This window comes from Streptomyces sp. NPDC052064, from assembly GCF_055585925.1.
The window spans coordinates 35568-55836 of record NZ_JBVJJE010000017.1; the positions used below are offsets into that span (position 1 = coordinate 35568).

Sequence of the window (20269 nt, forward strand, 5' to 3'; positions counted from 1 at the left end):
TGCGGGTGCCCCGTGACACCCGCACGACCTGACCGGGGCGGCCCGGGTCACAGGTTGCCGCGGCGGGCCTGCTCTCGCTCGATCGCCTCGAACAGGGCCTTGAAGTTGCCCTTGCCGAAGCCCATCGAGCCGTGGCGCTCGATGATCTCGAAGAAGACGGTCGGACGGTCCTGGACCGGCTTGGTGAAGATCTGCAGCAGGTAGCCGTCCTCGTCGCGGTCGGCGAGGATCTTCAGCTCGCGCAGGGTGTCGATCGGGACCCGCGTCTCGCCGACCCACTCCCCCAGCGTGTCGTAGTAGGAGTCGGGCGTGTTGAGGAACTCGACGCCGGCCGCGCGCATGGTGCGGACCGTCTGGACGATGTCGTTGGTGTTGAGCGCGATGTGCTGGACGCCCGCGCCGCCGTAGAACTCCAGGTACTCGTCGATCTGCGACTTCTTCTTCGCGATGGCCGGCTCGTTGATCGGGAACTTGACCTTGAGCGTGCCGTCGGCGACGACCTTCGACATCAGCGCGCTGTACTCGGTGGCGATGTCGTCGCCCACGAACTCCTTCATGTTCGTGAAGCCCATCACCTTGTTGTAGAAGCCGACCCACTCGTTCATCCGGCCGAGTTCGACGTTGCCGACGCAGTGGTCGATGGCCTGGAAGGTGCGGTGGGCGGGCGGCTCGACCATCGGCTGGGCCGCCACGAAACCGGGCAGGTACGGGCCGTCGTAGCCGGAGCGCTCGACGAGGGTGTGGCGGGTCTCGCCGTAGGTGGCGACGGCGGCCAGGACGACCGTGCCGTGCTCGTCCTTCCGCTCGTACGGTTCGGCGACCGGGCGGGCGCCGTGCTCGACGGCGTAGGCGAACGCGGCGCGTGCGTCCGGCACCTCGATGGCGAGGTCGACGACTCCGTCGCCGTGCTCGGCCACGTGCCGGGCGAGGAAGTGGCCCCAGTCGCTGGACGGCTTGATGACCGAGGTGAGGACGAAGCGGGCGGAGCCGTTCTCCAGGACGTAAGCAGCGGTCTCGCGGCTGCCGTTCTCCGGTCCGGAATAGGCGACCAGCTTCATGCCGAAGGCGGTGGAGTAGTAGTGCGCCGCCTGCTTGGCGTTGCCCACGGCGAAGACGACCGCGTCCATTCCCTTGACCGGGAAGGGGTCGGCCTGCCGGGCGGTGTCGGGAGTGTGGTGTGTGGTCTGCGTCATAGCCGCAGGGTCTCCCCACTCGGCAAGGTGCGCAATAGTTTGCTTGTCCGCTGGGCAATCTGTTCAGCAATACGGTCGTATCGACGGCATTTCTGTACAGGATGACCATGCCGGGAGGCTGCTGTGGCGATCGATCATCTGGACGGCCGGATCATCCTGCTGCTGGCCCGGGAACCGCGGATCGGGGTGCTGGAGATGTCCCGGCGACTGGGAGTGGCCCGCGGCACGGTGCAGGCGCGGCTCGACCGGCTTCAGTCGAACGGAGTCATCCGCGGCTTCGGCCCGCAGGTGGACCCGGCGGCGCTCGGCTACCCGGTCACGGCCTTCGCGACGCTCCAGATCCGGCAGGGCCAAGGCGCCGACGTCCGGGCGCACTTGGCGACCGTGCCCGAGGTGCTGGAGCTGCACACCACCACCGGCAGCGGGGACATGCTGTGCCGGCTGGTGGCCCGCTCGAACGCCGATCTCCAGCGTGTGATCGACCGGGTCGTCGGTTTTGATGGCATCGTCCGGGCCTCCACGGCGATCGTCATGGAGAACCCGGTGCCGCTGCGGATCATCCCGTTGGTGGAGCAGGCCGCGGAGGAGACCTGAGTCGTGGGGTGAGCGCTTGTGACCTTCTGGGAGTATCTGGCCGGCCGGCACCAGCAGCTGCTCACGGACGCCTACCAGCACGCCGGCGCCGTCTTCCAGTGCATGGTCGTCGCGACCGTGCTCGGGGTCCTGATCGGCGTCGCCACCTACCGCAGCGAGTGGGCCGGGAACCTCGCGACCACGACCACCGCCACCGTCCTGACCGTCCCCGCGCTCGCCCTGATCGGGCTGCTCATCCCGGTCGTGGGCCTGGGCGTGGCGCCGACGGTGATCGCGCTGACGCTGTACGGGCTGCTGCCGGTCGTGCGCAACGCGATCGTCGGGCTGCGCGGGGTCGACCCGTCGCTGGTGGACGCGGCCACGGGCATCGGGATGTCCCGGGCGGCCCGGCTGCTGCGGATCGAGCTGCCGCTGGCCTGGCCGCCGATCCTGACCGGGATCCGGGTCGCGACCCAGATGCTGATGGGCATCGCGGCCATCGCGGCGTACGCCTCCGGCCCCGGCCTCGGCAACGTCATCTTCCGCGGCCTGGCCTCGCTGGGCAGCGCCAACGCGCTCAACCAGGTCCTCGCGGGAACGCTCGGCATCATCGTCCTGGCGCTGCTGTTCGACGCCGCGTACGTCCTGATCGGGCGGCTGACCATTCCCAGGGGGATCCGTGCCTGAGACCGGTGACCACGGGGCCTCCATCGAGCTGGAGAACCTGACCAAGCGGTACCCCGGCGGTGCGCAGCCGGCCGTGGACGACGTGAGCATGGAGATCAAGGCGGGCGAGGTCGTCGTCTTCGTCGGCCCCTCGGGCTGCGGCAAGTCGACCACGCTCAAGATGATCAACAGGCTGATCGAGCCGACCGGCGGCCGTATCCGCATCAACGGTGAGGACGTCACCGACATCGACCCGGTCGGGCTGCGCCGCAAGGTCGGCTACGCGATCCAGTCCGCCGGGCTCTTCCCGCACATGACGGTCGCGCAGAACATCGCGCTCGTACCGAGGATGATCGGCTGGCCGAAGGCCCGGATCCGGGCGCGGACCGAGGAACTGCTCGACCTCGTCGGCCTCGACCCCGGCGAGTTCCACGGCCGCTACCCGCGTCAGCTCTCCGGCGGCCAGCAGCAGCGGGTGGGCGTGGCCCGGGCCCTCGCCGCCGATCCCCCGGTACTGCTGATGGACGAGCCGTTCGGGGCGGTGGACCCGATCACCCGCGACCATCTCCAGGACGAGCTGATCCGGCTCCAGCACGAGCTGCACAAGACGATCGTCTTCGTCACGCACGACTTCGACGAGGCGATCAAGATCGGCGACCGGATCGCCGTCCTGCGCGAGCGGTCCCACATCGCGCAGTTCGACACCCCCGAGGCCATCCTCACCAACCCGGCGGACGACTTCGTGTCCGGGTTCGTCGGCGCCGGGGCGGCGCTGAAGAGGCTGAACCTGACCCGCGTACGGGACGTGGAGATCACCGACTACCCGACGGTGACGATCGACGACCCGTTGCAGCAGATCTTCAACCGGCTGCGGGCCGGCGGCACCAACGAGGTCCTGGTGCTCGACCGGCGCGGCCGCCCGTACAAGTGGCTCCGGCGCGGCGACCTGATGCGGGCCCGCGGCTCGCTGGCCCGGGCCGGGACGCCGGTGCACGACACGGTCACCCGGGACGCGACCCTGCGGGACGCGCTGGAGGCGGTGCTCACCGACAACGCGGGGCGGGTGGCGGTGACCGGACGGCGGGGTGAGTACACGGGCGTCGTCGACATGGAGACGCTCATGAACTCCGTGCACGACATGCTGAAGGCGGACCGGCTCGACGCGCTGGAGCACCAGCACGAGCTGGAGGAACTGCGGGCGGCGCAGACGCACGCGGAACAGGACGGCGGCGGGGGCGTCACGAGCGTGGGCGGCTTGGGAGGGACGCGGTGACCGCTCCCGGTCCGGTGCGCACCGCCCCCGGACCGGCGGACGAAGACGAGACCGAGGAGCCCCGGACGCCACCCGGCCCGCCGCCCCGGCACGTCGGCTGGCAGAAGCTGACCGTCCTGCCCGTCGCCCTGGTGGCCGTACTGCTCGCCACCTGGCTCTGGTTCCGGCGGGCCGACCTGGACGCGCTGTCCCGGAACGCCCTGTCGGGCGGCCAGGTCTCGAAGGCCCTGTGGCAGCACATCCAACTGACCGCTATCTCCACGTTCTTCGTGCTGATCATCGCGATCCCGCTGGGGATCCTGCTGACCCGCGGGGCGTTCCGCAGGGCCGCCCCGGTGGCGATGGCGTTCGCCAACACGGGCCAGGCGACACCCGCGATCGGTCTGCTGGCGCTCCTCGTCATCTGGCTGGGCATCGGCCGCAGGGCCGCCCTGATCGGCATCATCGCCTACGCCGTCCTGCCCGTGCTGTCGAACACGATCACCGGCCTGAAGGCGAACGACCCGACCCTGCTGGAGGCGGCGCGGGGCATCGGCATGTCGCCGGTGGGAGTCCTGACCCGGGTGGAACTCCCCCTCGCGGTCCCTCTGATCCTCGCGGGTGTACGCACGGCCCTCGTCCTGAACGTCGGCACGGCGACCCTGGCGGTCTTCGGCGGGGGCGGTGGGCTGGGCGTGCTGATCACGACCGGGATCACCAACCAGCGGATGCCGGTACTGGTGCTGGGCTCGATCCTCACGGTGGTCCTGGCGCTGCTGGTGGACTGGCTGGCCTCGCTGGCGGAAGTGCTCCTGCGGCCCCGGGGACTCCAGCCATGAGACGGCGCAGGTACCTCGTGGCAGCGGGGCTGCTGGTCGCGGGCTGTGGCCTGACCAGCGGCTCCCCCATGGCGGACGACGTGCGGCCCGGGTCGGTCGGGCGGGGCGAGCCGTTGAAGGGCGCGAGCCTGACCGTGACGTCGAAGTCGTTCACCGAGGGGCTGATCCTGGGCGCGATCATGGGCATCGCCCTGGAGGCGGCCGGCGCGGAGGTGCTCGACCGCACGGGCATCCAGGGTTCCATCGGCAGCCGCGAGGCCGTCCGCAAGGGCGACGCCGACGCCGGGTACGAGTACACGGGGACGGCCTGGATCACCTACCTGGGGAACAGCAAACCGATCGCCGATCCGCACGAGCAGTGGGAGGCGGTGCGGAAGGCCGACGCTGGGAACGGGCTGACCTGGCTGCGGCCGTCGTCCCTGAACAACACGTACGCGCTGGCGATGAACCAGCGGAACGCGAGGAAGTACGGCACGAAGACCCTGTCGGACGTGGCGAAGCTGGCGAAGTCCGCCCCGGAGGCGGTGAAGCTGTGCGTGGAGGTCGAGTTCGCCAACCGGGCGGACGGGTTGCCGGGCATGCAGCGGGCGTACGGGATGAAGCTGCCGGCGCGGAGCATCACGCAGATGGACACGGGGATCATCTACACCCAGACGTCGAAGGGGAGTTGCCCGTACGGGGAGGTGTTCACCACCGACGGGCGCATCAACTCCATGAACCTGGCGGTCATGGCGGACGACAGGACGTTCTTCCCCAACTACAACGCCGCGCCGATGGTCAACGCCAGGACGCTGAAGGAGTGGCCGGCGATCGCGGACGTGCTGGATCCGGTGACGGCGAGGCTGGACAACGGGGTGGCGCGGACGCTGAACGCGAAGGTGGATGTGGAGGGGGAGGATCCGCACCAGGTGGCGCTGGACTGGATGGTGGCGGAGGGACTCGTCAGGGAGAGGTGACGAAGGGAGTTGCAAAGAAACCCTTGCAAGGGTTTCTTTGCAAGGATACCTTTGCACCGTGACCGAACCCCAGAACCCACAGGTACGGCAACTCGACGCCCGATCCCTGCGCGGACTCGCGCACCCCCTGCGGATGCAGCTGCTGGACGCCCTGCGCTTCGGCGGCCCGGCCACCGCCTCGCAACTGGCCGCGAAGCTGGGCGAGTCCAGCGGTGCCACCAGCTACCACCTGCGCCAACTCGCGGAGTACGGCTTCGTCGAGGACGCCCCCGAGCGGGGCAAGGGGCGCGAGCGATGGTGGCAGGCGGTCCACCACGGCCTGCGCTTCGACGAGACCTTGCTCAACGACTCGGACCCGGTCGTACGCGGGGCGGCGGACCTGTACCTCCACGAGGTCGCCACCACGCAGACCCGGGATCTGTCGACCTGGCTGGGCAACCGCGACTCATGGCCCGACGAGTGGAGCCGCGTCTGGGACATGAGCAGCTTCACGCTGCGACTGACGCCCGAACTGACACGGGAACTCGTCGAGAAGATGCACGCGCTGGTCGAGACCTACCGCGACCGCGAGACCGCCGAGGACACCCCCGGCGCCGAGCAGGTCCGCTTCCACACCCACGCCTTCCCGATCAGGACGGACTGAGATGCACCCCGACATCCACCTCACCCTGTACCACGCCCGCGCCGCGGAACTCCGTGCCGAGGCCGGAGCCCAGGGCCCCGTCAGGGCCAAGCCCCCTCACAGCCTCCGCACCCGCCTCGGTTGGACCCTCGTCGAGGTCGGTTTAAGGCTCGCCACCCGGCCGGGGACGGCAGCCGCTGCCCACTAACAGCTGGGCACGGACCCCTTCCCCGTCTCCAGGGCCACCAGTGAACTCACCGTGCTCTTCAGCGTGGTCACCGGAATCAGCCGCAGGCCCTTCGGCAGTTCGGCCCGCGCGTCCGCGCACTCGGCCTTCGGGACGAGGAACACGGTGGCACCGTCACGCTTGGCGGCCTGGGTCTTGAGGGCGACGCCGCCCACCGCCCCGACCGTGCCGTCGGCGGCGATCGTGCCGGTGCCGGCGATGACACGGCCCCCGGTGAGATCACCACCGGTGCCGTCGCCGTTGAGCTTGTCGATGATCCCCAGGGAGAACAGCAGCCCGGCACTGGGCCCGCCCACGTCCGAGAGCTTCAGGCCGACCTTGACGTCCTTGTCGTCGAGGCCGAGGTAGTTCAGCGCGGCCTGCGTCGCCGCGTCCTGGGACTCCTTCATCTGCTTCTCGTTGTGCCGCTCGATCTCCTGGACGGTGTCGCCGCTCGGATAGATCGCGTCGCGCGGCATGACCGCCCGGTCCGTGCGGAACCAGCTGTCGACGATGTCCGGGAGCGAGACCCGGCGGTCCGGCGAGGTGGCCACGATGGTGGTCATGCGCAGCTGGCCAGGCGTGTCCCGGGTCGGCGCGCCCGAGATGGTGATCACCGGGGCGCCCTTGTCCTCCCCGAGCACGTTCGTCGTCTGCCCGGGCTGCGCCACCGAGAACGGCAGCGGCGCGAACACCGCCGTGGCGAGCAGAGCCACGACGGGCAGGGCGCAGACGGCGATGGCCTGGGGGCGCGGGAGGCGAGAGAACACGGGATCAATCTAACTCGGGCATGGAATCCGGCCGGGCCCAGGTCGCCCGGGGCCTGACCGGAGGGCTCGGCGGACGCCGGGGCGACGTCGTCAGAGCGCGCCCGTAGCGGTCCCGCACACGTCAGCGCAGCGCGTCCGCGACCTCTCGCGCCGCGTCCACGACCCTCGCCCCCACCCGCTCCGGCACCACGTCCGTCAGCATCACCACGCCCACGCTGCCCTCGACACCCGTCACGCCCAGCAACGGGGCCGCCGCCCCGCACGCGCCGGCCTCCAGCTCCCCGTGCGTCAGGGTGTAGCCCGGGTCCGTCATCGGGTGCTGCCGGGCCGCGAGGATCGCCTTGCCCGCGGCGCCCCGGTCCAGAGGGTGCCGGAATCCGGCCCGGTAGGCGACGTGATAGTCCGTCCAGGTCGGCTCCACCACGGCCACGGCGAGCGCGTCCGCCCCGTCGACCAGGGTCAGGTGCGCCGTCGCGCCGATGTCCTCGGCCAGCGACCGCAGCGCCGGCATCGCGGCCTCTCGTACCAGGGGGTGGACCTGCCGGCCCAGACGCAGCACGCCGAGCCCGACCCGGGCACGTCCGCCCAGGTCACGGCGTATGAGCGCGTGCTGTTCCAGCGTGGCGAGCAACCGGTACACCACGGTCCGGTTGACGCCCAGTTTGAGGGAGAGCTCGGTCACGGTCAGCCCGTGGTCCGTGTCGGCGAGCAGCTTGAGGACACGCAGTCCTCTGTCGAGCGTCTGGGAGGTCTCCGCGGTCACGACGCCCACTCCTTAGTGGTGAGGTCGGCGGCCCCCTGGTCGGCGGATGCGTCACCGAGTCCCGTCGGCAACGCGCTTCAGAGGCCGCCGATCGGCCGGCGGCCCGGCCTGTCCGGACCGCGTCGCTTCACGGCTGCGCTCCGCGGCGGCGCTGCCACGGGGCGTATGCGTAGCCGGACAGTAGCGAAGGGGGTTCGCTCAGCGGAAGGCTCCGTCCACAATCCGGGCACACGTCGGGATCGACTGGCTCTGTTTGCCCGGATACGTACAACAGGGGACTCATCGGGCTCCAATGAGCACACACGACACCCACACATACGGAACGGGCCGGGCTCGGCTCGGCCCGGCCCTGTGACGACGCCCGGCGTCACTTCATCCGCGTCGCCCACTCCTGGACCTTGGCGATGCGCTGCCGCAGCTGCCCCGCCGTCGCCTCCGCCGCCGGAGGCCCCCCGCACACGCGCCGCAGCTCCGTGTGGATCACGCCGTGCGGCTTGCCGCTCTGGTGGACGTACGCGCCGACCATCGTGTTGAGCTGCCGCCGCAGCTCCATCATCTCCTTGTGGGAGACCACCGGCCGCCGCTCTGCGGGCACTTCGAGCAGGTCGGCCTCCTCGTCCGGCTTCTTGCGGCTGTGCGCGATCTGCCGGGCCTGCCGCTTCTGGAGCAGCAGCTGGACCTGGTCGGGCTCCAGCAGCCCGGGGATGCCGAGGTAGTCCTGCTCCTCCTCGCTCCCCGGGTGGGCCTGCATGCCGAACTCGGCGCCGTTGTACATGACCCGGTCGAAGACCGCGTCGGACTCCAGCGCCTCGAAGGGCAGCATGTCCTGCTCGCCGGTGTCCTCGTCCTGCTCCTTGTTCGCCTCCTCCATCTCCTTCTCGGATTCGGCGTACGGGTCCTCCTCGCCCTCCTTCTTGGGCTTGTCGAGGACGTGGTCGCGCTCGCGCTCCATCTCGTTGGCGAAGGAGAGCAGGTCGGGCACGGTCGGCAGGAACACGGAGGCCGTCTCGCCGCGCCGCCGGGACCGTACGAAACGCCCGACGGCCTGGGCGAAGAAGAGGGGGGTCGAGATGGTGGTGGCGTACACCCCGACCGCTAGCCGCGGCACGTCGACGCCCTCGGACACCATCCGCACCGCGACCATCCACCGGTCGGTGTTGCCGCTGAACTCGTCGATCCGCTCGGAGGCCCCGGAGTCGTCCGACAGCACGAGGGTCGCCTTGCTGCCGGTGATCTCCCGGATCAGCTTGGCGTACGCGCGCGCCGAGTCCTGGTCGGAGGCGATGACGAGCGCCCCGGCGTCTGGGATGGCCTTGCGCACCTCGGTCAGCCGCTGGTCGGCGGCGCGCAGCACGGCGGGCATCCACTCACCGCGCGGATCGAGGGCGGTCCGCCAGGCCTGGCTGATGGCGTCCTTGGTCATGGGCTCGCCGAGCCGCGCGGCGACCTCGTCACCGGCCTTGGTGCGCCAGCGCATGTTGCCGCTGTAGGAGAGGAAGATGACGGGCCGGACGACGTTGTCGGCGAGCGCGTTGCCGTACCCGTAGGTGTAGTCGGCGGCGGACCGCCGGATCCCGTCGTTCCCCTCCTCGTACGTCACGAAGGGGATGGGGTTGGTGTCGGACCGGAAGGGCGTACCGGTGAGGGCGAGTCGGCGGGTGGCGGGCTCGAAGGCCTCCAGACAGGCCTCGCCCCAGGACTTGCTGTCACCGGCGTGATGGATCTCGTCGAGGATGACCAGGGTCTTGCGCTGCTCGACGCGGTTCCGGTGGAGCATCGGCCGCACACCGACACCCGCGTACGTCACGGCGACCCCGTGGTACTCCCGGCCGAGCGGCCCGGCGCTGTACTCCGGGTCGAGCTTGATGCCTATGCGGGCCGCGGCCTCGGCCCACTGCTTCTTCAGGTGCTCGGTCGGGGCCACGACGGTGACCTGCTGCACGACGTGGTGGTGCAGCAGCCAGGACGCCAGCGTCAGCGCGAAGGTCGTCTTGCCGGCGCCGGGGGTGGCGACCGCCAGGAAGTCCCGCGGCTGCTCCTGGATGTACTTCTCCATCGCGCCCTGCTGCCAGGCACGCAGCTTGCTGGCGGTACCCCACGGGGCGCGGCCGGGGAACGCCGGGGACAGGTGGTGCGAGGCAGAGCTTGTGCCGGCGGTGGTAGTCACGGTCTCCGTTGGGGGTCGGGCGGCTCGTTCGAGGGAGTCTGACGGCTCGGCTACGTATGACAACCGGGCCACCCTACCGGCGGCCCACCACTGTCCATGCGCGGACAAGGCCGGGTCATGCCCGGGTGGGATCCACGTCACAGCCCGGAAGGGCTCCTCACCGCTCCCGCAGCCGCGTCGTCACCCAGGCCCCCACCAGCGCCACCACCGCCATCGGCAGGAACACCGCGGCGAAGGCGGCCGGATGGGAGCCGCTGGTGTCGGTGGTGGTGTGGGTGACCGTGCCGCCGCCGAGGGCGGCGAAGGCGGCGCCGCCGGCGGAGAGCAGGACGACGTTGGAGAGGCCGTCGGAGATCTGGAGGGCGGCGGAGTTGGTGCCGGCCTCCTCGGGGGCGGAGAGCTTGAGCAGGAGCACGCTCGTGGAGGAGATGACGAGGCCCATGCCGAAGCAGCCGAACGCCCAGGCGACGGCCAGGGTCCAGACGGGCACGGAGTCGATCAGCACACTCGGCGCGGTGGCGATGGCCACCGCCACCAGCAGCATGCCGAGAGTCGTCAACCGCTCCCGGTACGGCTCGAACCGCGGCCGCGACTGCACCCACGAGCCCAGCGCCCACGTCCCGCCGCCCGCGGCGAGCGAGAACCCGGCCAGGGTCGGACTGAGGCCGCGCTGGGTCACCAGCATCAGCGGCACGAAGGATTCCGCGGCGATGAAGGACCCCGCGGCGACGCCGCGCAGCAGCACGACGGAGGGCAGCCCGCGAGCGGCCCGGTAGGTGCCGCGCGGCAGCAGCCCGAGCACGGCGGGCACCAGCAGGGCCAGTCCGACCGCGCCCGGCAGGAGCGAAAGGGGGCGCAGGTCCTGGGCGGCGTACTGGAGCAGGCCGGCACCGAGGGAGATGGCCAGGGCCAGGCGGATACGGCGGCGGTTGAGGGAGGGGGGCCGGCCGGGAGAAGAGGGCTCGGAGTCCGGCTCCGCCGCAGGTAACGGTCCGGCCGCCCGGCGCCGTATCTGCGGCAGCGCGAGCGCGAGCGGAAGGACGACGAGCACGGGTATCCCGATGAACACCCACCGCCACCCGAGCTGCTCGGTCACCGTGCCGGCGGCGAGCGGGCCGACGATCGACGGCAGTATCCAGCTCGCGGCGAACGCGGCCATGATGGCCGGCCGCAGCCGCTCCGGATACGCCCGCCCGACGACGACGTACAGCGCGACGATCACCAGCCCGCCGCCGAGCCCCTGCACGGCCCGCCCCAGGATGAACACCCACATCGCGCCGGCGGTCCCCGACAGCAACAGCCCGGCCCCGAAGGAGGCTATGCCCGTCGTCAACGGCCCGAGAGGCCCACGCCGGTCCGACCACTGCCCGGAGAGCACCATCCCGAACAGACTGGTCGTGAAGTACCCGGAGAACGCGAACGCGTACAGCGGCACCCCGTCCAACTCACGCGCCGCGACGGGCATCGCCGTACCGACCGCCGTCGCCTCGAAGGCGATGAGCAGCACGACGGAGACGATCCCGAGGCTCAGCGCCCGGTAGCCCCGCCCCAGCACGGTCTCCTCCACCGCGGCGACGGAGGGCAGGTCATCGGCACCTACGACATCCGCGTCGGGCGGCTTCGGGACACTCATGCCCGCCAGCGTAAGGCCCACGGGCCACTGTCACCCCTGTCGCGAGATGGTCCCCGGCTGAGACCTTGGTCGTACACCCCTCCTCTCGGCCACCCCCGTTCATGAACTGCGTATGGCAGTCACGTTGCACCGGTCCGGATGCCCTTGAGCCCTGCCTCACCCGCGTCCTACGGTCACGACATCGAGTGCGAACAAGGCCGTGTGCCCGAGTGGTTCAGGGGCTCGCCTGCAAAGCGAGTTACGCGGGTTCGAATCCCGCCACGGCCTCTTCACCAGCCTGCCGGGCAGAGACCGCCGGTCGGGCAGAACATGACCCACGTGGAGTTGCAGCCCGTTCGTACGGTCACGGCGTCAGCCGGCGTCGGGAAGCGCTCCCGGTCCGCTTTCCTCGTCGGCCTCTCGCCTCGCCCGGCGCGCGTTCTCCGCGCGTACGGCGTCCAGCCACCGCCACAGGCCGACCTCCTCAAGCCGCAGCCCGGGACAGGCGATCCGATGCGGTACGCGGCACACGGCGCCGGGCGCGGGCTCGTCCTCGCGGCTGTTCCACGCGGTCCCGTTGGAGTCCACGTACCAGCGGTGCCAGGCGGGAACCATGTGCGCGGGCACCGGCATGTCCGGTTCGAGGAGGACGTGCCAGCCGTAGTAGGTGACACGCCGGTCACCGACAAGCCCGCAGTTGGGGCAGACGGGTGGAGCGGGCGGCTCAGGGCCGGTGGCGCCCTCCATCGCGGCCTGGGCCCGGTCGGTCTTCTCCCACGGCCGCGGCGCGCCCGGTGGCCGCTGCCGGTGTCCGTCGAGGTCGGGTAACGGGATGATGCTCGACTCGCCTGTATCCCCCATGGGACCGAGCATGTGCGTGCGTCCGGGAGTCAGCCAGGGCGCAATAAGGGCGCAACGGGAGCAGTCGGGTCGGGGGACCCCGCTCCTACAGCACCCCGCCCGCCTCGTCCTGGAACGCGTCCGTCCAGTAGTGGCGGCCCGACCTGCCCGCCGTGACGCCCGTCGGGTCGACGGCCGACAGGACCTGGAGCATCGTCATGGCCAACTGGTCGTAGGTGTCGGTGGTCAGCTCGTGGTCCGACTGGGCGTCGATCGCCCGCTCGCGGTGCAGCAGCCAGAGGGTGAACGCCAGGGTCGACACGTCCGTGTTCAGCGGGTACAGCGTCGCCTCGGGCTCGCACCAGTTCAGGACCGCGCCCGTCGCGCCGTCGACGACCAGGCTGTTGTCCTCGACGAGGTGGCCGAGGCGTATCAGGCGGTGGGCCTCGGAGGGGAGCAGCCCCGTCGGGCCGTCCGTGTCGGCGTAGTACTCCGCCAGCGTCGCCAGCGGGACGTCCGTGTCCAGGGAGAAGACGTAGGCGTCCTCCGGCAGGCCCACCTCGCGCAGGAAGCGGCGGGTCGGCTCGTGCGTGAGGGTCGCTGGGAAGTCGACGTCCTCGAAGCGGGCCACCTTGCCGGGGCCGAACTCCTGGTCCAGGAGGCGGTGCGGGAGGTCCAGGGACAGGCCGGAGGTGCCGCCCCGGCCCGCGACCAGGGACAGTGGACGGATCAGGGCCGCCATCTTCCAGAACGGGGCCGGCTCGCCGTCCGCCCCGTCCCGGAACACCGCCAGCAGGTGCTGGGAGGCCTCCGCCACCGCCTTCGGGCCGAAGCGGCCCGCGTAGGAGGCGAACTGGCCACGCAGACCCGCCAGTTCGTCCGTGGACTCGGCGAAGCGCACCAGCGTCCGCAGCGAGGGCGCCAAGGGGCGGCGGTCCATCAGGTCGGGGCGGTCGTGCAGGAAGTACGTCGTCGAGATCTCGCCCGTCGCGCCGTCCAGCAGGACCGACTCCGTCTCCAGGTCTCCGGGGCCGAGCAGTCCGCCTATCACGAGCTGCTCGCGCAGCTCCGCCGACAGCCGGTGGTCGGGATCGCCCGTCGAGTCCGCCACCGTGCGCAGACCCTCCCGGCCCAGCTCGGCGAAGCTCAGCACGCCGCTTTCGCCCGGCAGTCCGGGCCCGGTCAGCCAGTGCCGCGTCGACGCGTGCGTCACCCACGGGTCCAGGTCGGACTCGGTCAGGGTGATCACCGCGGAACCGGCGTCGGTCGTACTCATGGGCTCCCCCGAATGTGCTTGCTCACCGTCCCCTGGCGGAGCACGGCAGTCCGCCCGGCCAGGCCCGGCAGCCGTCCCCCACTGCCCAGAACACTACGCCCCACCACTGACAACGCCCCGGAACAGCGACGCGCGCCCCGGCGACCGCACACGTCCACCTCACAGGACGCTCAGAGCACCCTCGCGCGTTCCCTTTCCGCCAGAATCGCCTCCACGGTCTGTCCCACCGTCAGCTCCGAGGTGTCCAGCCACAGTCCGATGCGCGGCGTCCGCGTGCGCAGCGCCTCGTCCAGCATGCCGACGGTCCAGGCGTCGCCGTATCCCGTCTTCGGCCGCTCCGCCTCCCGCGCGGCCACCGCCTCGGGGCGTGGCGCCAGGACGACCACGTGCAGCGGCCGGGTGCGCACCAGACCGGCGTAGGTCCTCAAGTCCTCGCCCAGCACCACGTCCTGCACGACCGCCGTGAACCCGGCCTCGGCGTACGCGTCCGCGGTCGCCGCCGACAGGCGGTACCGGAGCCGGAGTTGCGCCCGGGCCTCGTCCCCGGCGCCGGGGGCGTACTCCTCGCGCCCGGACACGATCATGCGCCGGAACAGGTCACCCCTGACGTGCGCCGCCCGCGGCAGCGTCTCCGCCAGCGCCTGGGCGACCGTCGACTTGCCGGCCGCCATCACCCCGGTGACCAGGACGACGCCGGCCGGCATGGGCGTCACGCCCGTTCCGTCACCACCGCCGCCTGCGGGCGGATCGGCAGCCGGTTCACGGGGCGGCCCGTGGCGGCCCGCACGGCGGACGCGATGGCCGCCGGGGACGCCACCACCGGCACCGCGCTGACCGCTTTCGCTCCGAAGGGGGCGACCACGTCCCGCTCCTCGACCAGCCGGACGATGCGGATGTCGGGCGCGTCGAGAGCCGTCGGGAGGGCGTAACCGGTCAGGTCCGGGTGGCGGATCAGGCCGCGCGGGGTGCGCAGGTTCTCGGTCAGCGCGATGCCCAGGCCCTGGGTCACGCCCGCCTCGATCCGGGCGGCCAGCTGGGTGGGGTTCAGGACCCGCCCCACGTCCTGGGCGACGGCCAGTTCCACGACCCGTACGGAACCGAGCTCGATGTCGACGTCCACCACCGCGCGGATCGCGCAGAAGGCCATGCCGACGAAGGCGTCGCCCTGGCCGGCCTCGTTGAGCGGCTCGGTCGGGTGCGGGCGGCACTGGGCGGTGGCCCACAGTTCCTTGCCGTCCAGCGCCTCGGTGACGGTCGTCGAGAGGACTCCGTCGTACGACGTGATCTTGCCGTCGGTGATCTGGAGCAGCTCCGTGGACATGCCGAACTTGTGGGCGAGCGGCTGGAGGAGCTGCGTACGGACCATCTTGGCCGCGCGCTCCACCGCGCCGCCCGACACCCAGGTGTGCCGGCCACGGCAGCCCGCGCCCGCCGGGGGCTGGTCGGTGTCGACGGGCGCCACGTGCACCTCGTCTATGCCGAGCGTCTCCTGCACGATCTGCCGGGCCAGGGTCGTGAAACCCTGGCCGGCCTCGACGGCCGCGCACAGCACCGTCGCGACACCGTCGTGGACCTTCACGGTCGCCGTGGAGACCTCGTCCGCGCCCTCCGCGCCGAGCATGTGCACCATGCCCACGCCGTAGCCCACGCCCCGGCGCACGGCGCCCGGTTCGCCCGCGCCCTCGGGGCCGCCGGGCAGCAGCCACTCCTCCTCGGGCGTGTCCTTGGGCAGCGGCGGGAGCGGGAAGTCCCGCACGGCCTGGAGGAGTTCGGCGACGGGAGCCGGGCAGGTCACCGTCTGGCCGGTCGGGAGCACGTCGCCCGTCGCCATGGCGTTGCGCAGCCGCACCTCGGCCGGGTCGAGGCCGAGCTTCTTGGCGATCTTGTCCATCTGTGCCTCGTAGGCGGCACAGACCTGCATGGCGCCTTCGCCGCGCACGTGGCCGGACGGGGGGTTGTTGGTGCGGACGGCCCAGCCCTCGATGAAGGCGTTCGGGACGACGTACGGGCCGCAGGCGAAGGCGACGGCGGCGGCCAGGGCGTCGGCGGAGGTGTCGGCGTAGGCACCCGCGTCGAGCAGGATCTGCGCCTCGACCTTGACGAGTCTGCCCTCGGCGTCGGCGTGGTGGCGGTAGCGCAGCAGGGTGGGGTGCCGGTGGGCGTGCCCGAGGAAGGACTCCTCGCGCGTGGCCGCGAGTTTCACCGGGCAGCCGGTGCGCAGCGCCAGCAGGCCGAGCGGGAGCTGGAAGCCCTGGTCCTCGCGGTCGGCCGTGGCGCCGGGGACACCGGTGACGACGACCTTGACCCGCTCGGGTTCCAGGCCGAAGGCGGCGGCGGCCGTGTCGCGGTCGGCGTGCGGGTCGGTGGACGCGAGGTACAGCTCCACACCGCCGTCCGGGCGCGGTACGGCCAGGCCCGCCTCGGCGCCGATGGGCGCCGGGTCCTGGCGGCCGATGCGGTACAGGCCCTCTGCGACGATCTCGCCGGCTGCCTCCGGGTCACCGTGGCGCAGCGGGATGTGCCGGATCAGGTTGCCGTCGGGGTGCAACGGCTCCGCCTCGAAGGCCTGCTCCGGGTCGGTCACCGGGTCGAGCACCTCGTACTCGACGATGACGGCGGCGGCAGCCATCCGCGCGGTGTCCGGGTGGTCGGCCGCGACGGCGGCGATGGGCTCGCCGTGATGGCGTACGACCTCGGAGGCGAAGACCGGGCGGTCGGCCTTGCCGCGGCCGTGCAACGGGCTGCCGGGGACGTCCTCGTGGGTGACGACGGCACGTACGCCGGCCATCTCGCGCGCGTGGGAGGTGTCGATGGAGACGATGCGCGCGTGCGGGTGCGGTGAGCGCAGCACGGCCGCCCACAGCAGGCCCTCGGCCCACAGGTCTGCGGCGTACGGGAAGGTGCCCTCCGTCTTGGCGCGGGCGTCTGCGGCCGGGAGGGAGGCGCCGAGGCCGTGCGGCAGTGGTTCCGGGGCGGGGGCGGCCTCCGCGGCCTGTGCGGCCTGCGCGGTGGCTGCTTCGTTGCTCACGCGGGGCCTCCGTCCTGGCCGTAGGGCTGGTCATGGGGGTCTGGAGTGTGCGGGTCCGGAGTGTGCGATTCCGGGGGCGAGCCGAAGGCCGACGCGTTGACGCCGCCGCCCGGGCCCGCCTGGTGCGGGATGCGGGCCTCGTCGGTGTCGCCGTCGGCGGGCGCGGAGTGTGCCTCGCGTTCGGCGACGACCTCCTTCACGGCGTCCACCACGCCCCGGTAGCCGGAGCAGCGGCACAGGTTGCCGCACAGCGCCTGGCGGGTCTCCAGCTCGGTGGGCGCCGGGTTGCCTTCCAGGAGGTCGTGCACGGTCATCGCCATGCCCGGCACGCAGAAGCCGCACTGCACGGCGCCGCAGCGCGCGAGCGCCCGCTGCACGTCCGACGGCCGGCCGTCCTCGGCCAGGCCCTCGACGGTACGGACCTCGCTGCCGGCGGCGGTCACGGCCGGGACCAGGCAGGACGCGACGAGCCGCCCGTCGACCTGGACGTTGCACGCGCCGCACTCGCCCTGCGAGCAGCCGTCCTTGGCCCCCGCGAGTCCGAGCCGCTCGCGCAGCACGTACAGCAGGGACTCGCCGATCCAGGCGTCGGTGACGGGGCGGTCGGTGCCGTTGACGCGCAGGACGTAGGAGGCGAGGGGGTGTTCCTCCTGCGGGGCCGTTGAGGGCTCGTCCTGGGACGCCTCGCCCTGGTCGTCGGCCGAGTCGTACGAGACGGCGGACCGGTCCTGCGGTGCCGGGTCGTCCGGAGTCTCGCCGTCGGCGTCCTCCGGCCCGGCGGCCGGGTCCGCCTCGGCCGGGAGGGGCCCGGCGGACGGCTCGGCGGGGCCGTCAGCGCCCTCTGCGGCCTCCGGTGCGTCCTCGGCGACCTCATCGGGGCCGGGAACGTCCTGTGAGGCTTCCTGGGCGGTCTGCGGGGGCGCGGCGGCTTCCGCGTGTGCCTCGTGCGCGGGCTCACCGGGGGCCTCGGGGTACGGCTGGGGGCCGGGCTGTCCGGGGGCGTGCGCGACGGAACCGGGGTGCTCGGCGTCCTCGGGGTGCTCGGGAGCGTCATCGGTGGCAGCGGGGTGCTCGGTCGGCTCACCGCCGTGACCCGACGGCTCCGGCGCGTTTCCGGGTACGCCGGACGGCTCCGGGCCGTGGCCGGGGGAGCCGGAGGGCTCCGGGCCGTGGTGGTCCGTGAAGGCGTGCGGCTCCGAGCGGTAGTCGGTGAAGGCGGACGACTGCGAGCCGTTGTCCGTGAAGGCGGACGCCTCCGAGCCACGCTCCGTGACGTCCTGGGGATCCGAGCCATGGTCGGCGAAGGCAGACGGCTCCGAGCGGTGGTCGGTGAAGGCGGACGACTCCGCACCGTGGCCGGGTACGCCGTGCGACTCCGAGCCGTGGTCCGTGTAGGCGGACGACTCCGAGCCGTGGTCCGTGAAGCCGTGCGGATCCGACCCGTGCTCGGCGAAAGCCGGCTGCTCCGGCCCATGACCGGCACCGTCGGGCGGCTGAGGTGCGTGACCGGCGCCCGGCACCTCCGGCCCATGGCCGCCGAACCCGGACGGCTCCGGCCCATGACCGGGGGAGCCGGACGGCTCCTGCGCCTGCCCGGCACTCTCCGGCTGCTGCGGTACGTGACCGGTGCCGTCGGTCGCCCCGGGGGCGTGGCCGGCCGCCGGGTCCGCCTCCTGCGGCAGGGGCCCGGCAGGCAGCTGCTCCGGGGCGTGGGCGCGCTGCGCGGCCGGATCCGGTGCGTACCCGGAGGCCGGTCCGGCGGCCCCCGGCTGCCCGTGTCCGTGCCCGTCGCCCTGCTCGTGCCCGTACGGATAGCCCGGCCCGGCCTGTTCCTGCCCCGCCGGGTCCTGCGGGACCTGCTGTCCCCACGGCTGGCCCGCCGCCTGTGTCGCCCACGGCGCGGGCGCACCGCCCGGCAGTGTGGGCGGTGGGGTGCCGCCCCACTGCTCGACCAGCGAGGACGTGGTGAACTCGCCCGACTCGTCCGGAAGGTCGCCCCCGGCGACGGGGATGGACCACTGCCCGGTCACGTCATGGCCGGGCGCGGACTCCGCCGCCGTGGCCTCGTCGAAGTTCCACTGCCCGGTGGCTCCCGGGTTGTACGTGAAGCGGTCGTTCCCGTGCCGCGCCGCCCCCGCGTCGGAGCCGTACGGCGTGCCGGATCCGTACGGCGCCTCCGAGCCGTACGACCGCTCCCCCGTGTCGTGCCCCGGCTGCTCGTGACCGCCGTGCTCGTGGCCCTGCTGGTGTGCCGCGTGCGGGTCGTGCCACTGGGCGCCGTCGACGGGCACGCCGGGCACCGGCCACGCGCCCGGGGCTGCCGGGTCGGTACCGGCGGTCATCGCGGGGTCGACCGCTATCTGCGGCGGTACGTAGCCGTGGCCGGGCGCGGCGAGGGGGCTGTGAGCGGCCAGCAGGGCGTCGACGCCCCCCTCGGGGAGTTCGACGAAGGCGGTGGCGCCGTCGTCGTACTCGCCCTGGGGCAGCGGATCCCAGCGGCTCCCGCCCCGGGGCGTGCCCTCTCCGTGCTGGTCGTCGGTCACGACAGCGCCCTCCCCAGTGCTCGTCGGGCCAGCGCGGCGACGGTGCGCCGCAGGTGCAGTACGGCGGGCGGAAGCTGCGGTACGGAGCCGTCCTCGGCCGGGGCCGCGTCGGGGATGCAGGCCGTGGCGACGTACTCCCCGAAGGCGTTGAGGGCCTCCGGCACGAGCGCGCGGTTGTTGTCCCAGTCGATGAGCCGGCCGACCCACTGCTCGGCCTCCAGGGGCCGCAGCGGCATCGGCGCTATGGCGCCCACCGCGCAGCGCACACCCCGGCGCGCGGGGTCCAGGACCAAGGCCACGGATGCCACCGCGCGCCCCGGGCCGGTACGACCGGTCGCCTTCAGGAAGACCTGTGGGGCGTGCAGCAGCGGCACGCGCACGTAGCCGATGAGTTCGCCGGCGCGCAGCATGTCCATGCCGGCCAGCAGGTGCGACACCGGGAGCTCCCGGCGGGCTCCGCCCGGGCCCGCGATGATCAGTGTCGCCTCCAGGGCGGCCAGCACCGGCAGCGCATCGCCGGTGGGGGCGGCCGAGGCGATGTTGCCGCCCAGGGTGCCCGCGTTGCGGATGTGCGGCGGGCCCGCGGCGCGCGCGGCGGCGGCCAGCGCCGGGATCAGGGCCGCGAAGTCGGGGCGGCCCATGCGCGCGTGCGTGAGGCCCGCGCCGAGCAGCGCGTGACCATCCAGGTACCGCCAGCCGCGGATCTCGCTGATCCGGCCGAGTCCCACCAGCGCGGCGGGCCTGAGCTGCCCGGAGTTGACGGCGGCCATCAGATCGGTACCGCCCGCGACGGGCACGGCGGCGGGCACGGCGGTGAGTGCCGCGACGGCCTCGTCCAGCGTCGTGGGCAGCGTGACGACCTGCGCCGCCTGCGGTGCGTGCGTGGTCAAACCGGCTGCCCCTTCCCGCTGCCCCACCTGGTCCCACCTGTGTTGCCGTACGG

The 20269-nt window shown here is 72.4% G+C and carries 18 protein-coding genes and 1 tRNA gene; 8 read left to right on the forward strand and 11 right to left on the reverse strand.

Features of this window, described 5'->3' with window-relative positions:
• Positions 1-47: 47 nt before the first annotated feature.
• Positions 48-1193 carry a 4-hydroxyphenylpyruvate dioxygenase gene (hppD, locus tag ACZ6TU_RS35395; protein WP_467667915.1) on the reverse strand — a complete coding sequence of 382 codons (1146 nt, stop codon included), beginning with the start codon at positions 1191-1193 and terminating at the stop codon, positions 48-50.
• A gap of 123 nt (positions 1194-1316) precedes the next feature.
• On the opposite strand from hppD, the gene ACZ6TU_RS35400 reads away from it, so the two are divergent.
• From ACZ6TU_RS35400 to ACZ6TU_RS35430, 7 genes are read left to right on the forward strand one after another with little or no spacing between them, the layout of a single operon-like run.
• Complete coding sequence (locus ACZ6TU_RS35400) at positions 1317-1787, forward strand: Lrp/AsnC family transcriptional regulator (RefSeq protein ID WP_351406546.1); 471 nt, start codon at positions 1317-1319, stop codon at positions 1785-1787.
• A gap of 18 nt (positions 1788-1805) precedes the next feature.
• Complete coding sequence (locus tag ACZ6TU_RS35405) at positions 1806-2453, forward strand: ABC transporter permease (RefSeq protein ID WP_469552955.1); 648 nt, start codon at positions 1806-1808, stop codon at positions 2451-2453.
• Entirely contained in the window at positions 2446-3705 is a 1260-nt protein-coding gene (locus ACZ6TU_RS35410; RefSeq protein ID WP_467667911.1) for a betaine/proline/choline family ABC transporter ATP-binding protein, read from the forward strand. Before ACZ6TU_RS35405 ends, ACZ6TU_RS35410 begins: the two co-directional genes overlap by 8 nt.
• On the forward strand, positions 3702-4523 hold the full coding sequence (locus ACZ6TU_RS35415; RefSeq protein WP_467667909.1) for an ABC transporter permease: 822 nt from the start codon (positions 3702-3704) through the stop codon (positions 4521-4523). Before ACZ6TU_RS35410 ends, ACZ6TU_RS35415 begins: the two co-directional genes overlap by 4 nt.
• Positions 4520-5479 carry a glycine betaine ABC transporter substrate-binding protein gene (locus ACZ6TU_RS35420; RefSeq protein WP_467667907.1) on the forward strand — a complete coding sequence of 320 codons (960 nt, stop codon included), beginning with the start codon at positions 4520-4522 and terminating at the stop codon, positions 5477-5479. The genes ACZ6TU_RS35415 and ACZ6TU_RS35420 overlap by 4 nt, the downstream gene beginning before the upstream one ends.
• A 58-nt stretch (positions 5480-5537) precedes the next feature.
• A complete protein-coding gene (locus ACZ6TU_RS35425; RefSeq protein WP_467667906.1) occupies positions 5538-6122 on the forward strand; it encodes an ArsR/SmtB family transcription factor in 585 nt (194 codons plus the stop codon).
• Position 6123: 1 nt separating this feature from the next.
• Positions 6124-6309 (forward strand): hypothetical protein, encoded by a 186-nt coding sequence (locus ACZ6TU_RS35430; protein WP_467667904.1) that lies wholly within the window; start codon positions 6124-6126, stop codon positions 6307-6309.
• Here the strand turns inward: ACZ6TU_RS35430 and ACZ6TU_RS35435 are convergent.
• The 4 genes from ACZ6TU_RS35435 to ACZ6TU_RS35450 form a co-directional block, all read right to left on the reverse strand.
• Positions 6306-7097, reverse strand: coding sequence for a S16 family serine protease (locus tag ACZ6TU_RS35435; RefSeq protein WP_467667902.1), 792 nt, complete (start codon positions 7095-7097; stop codon positions 6306-6308). The genes ACZ6TU_RS35430 and ACZ6TU_RS35435 overlap by 4 nt on opposite strands.
• A 121-nt stretch (positions 7098-7218) precedes the next feature.
• On the reverse strand, positions 7219-7860 hold the full coding sequence (locus ACZ6TU_RS35440; RefSeq protein ID WP_467667900.1) for an IclR family transcriptional regulator: 642 nt from the start codon (positions 7858-7860) through the stop codon (positions 7219-7221).
• A 367-nt stretch (positions 7861-8227) separates the two neighbouring features.
• Positions 8228-10027 (reverse strand): DEAD/DEAH box helicase, encoded by a 1800-nt coding sequence (locus tag ACZ6TU_RS35445; protein ID WP_467667898.1) that lies wholly within the window; start codon positions 10025-10027, stop codon positions 8228-8230.
• 157 nt (positions 10028-10184) lie between these two features.
• Positions 10185-11660 (reverse strand): MFS transporter, encoded by a 1476-nt coding sequence (locus tag ACZ6TU_RS35450; RefSeq protein ID WP_467667896.1) that lies wholly within the window; start codon positions 11658-11660, stop codon positions 10185-10187.
• Positions 11661-11855: 195 nt separating this feature from the next.
• On the opposite strand from ACZ6TU_RS35450, the gene ACZ6TU_RS35455 reads away from it, so the two are divergent.
• Positions 11856-11927 (forward strand) — tRNA-Cys (locus ACZ6TU_RS35455).
• A gap of 84 nt (positions 11928-12011) precedes the next feature.
• On the opposite strand, the gene ACZ6TU_RS35460 is transcribed toward ACZ6TU_RS35455, so the two are convergent.
• From ACZ6TU_RS35460 to ACZ6TU_RS35485, 6 genes are all read right to left on the reverse strand, one after another.
• A complete protein-coding gene (locus ACZ6TU_RS35460) occupies positions 12012-12500 on the reverse strand; it encodes a DUF6083 domain-containing protein (RefSeq protein WP_467667895.1) in 489 nt (162 codons plus the stop codon).
• A gap of 85 nt (positions 12501-12585) precedes the next feature.
• On the reverse strand, positions 12586-13755 hold the full coding sequence (locus ACZ6TU_RS35465; protein WP_467667893.1) for an SUKH-4 family immunity protein: 1170 nt from the start codon (positions 13753-13755) through the stop codon (positions 12586-12588).
• Between the two features lie 170 nt (positions 13756-13925).
• Entirely contained in the window at positions 13926-14459 is a 534-nt protein-coding gene (locus ACZ6TU_RS35470) for an AAA family ATPase (RefSeq protein WP_467669054.1), read from the reverse strand.
• A gap of 5 nt (positions 14460-14464) precedes the next feature.
• Positions 14465-16783: a xanthine dehydrogenase family protein molybdopterin-binding subunit gene (locus ACZ6TU_RS35475; protein WP_467667891.1), complete on the reverse strand. Its 2319-nt coding sequence runs from the start codon at positions 16781-16783 to the stop codon at positions 14465-14467.
• Positions 16780-19326, reverse strand: a complete 2547-nt coding sequence (locus ACZ6TU_RS35480) for a 2Fe-2S iron-sulfur cluster-binding protein (protein WP_469552959.1) — start codon at positions 19324-19326, stop codon at positions 16780-16782. Before ACZ6TU_RS35480 ends, ACZ6TU_RS35475 begins: the two co-directional genes overlap by 4 nt.
• Positions 19323-20216: an FAD binding domain-containing protein gene (locus tag ACZ6TU_RS35485; RefSeq protein WP_467667887.1), complete on the reverse strand. Its 894-nt coding sequence runs from the start codon at positions 20214-20216 to the stop codon at positions 19323-19325. Before ACZ6TU_RS35485 ends, ACZ6TU_RS35480 begins: the two co-directional genes overlap by 4 nt.
• Between the last annotated feature and the right edge of the window lie 53 nt (positions 20217-20269).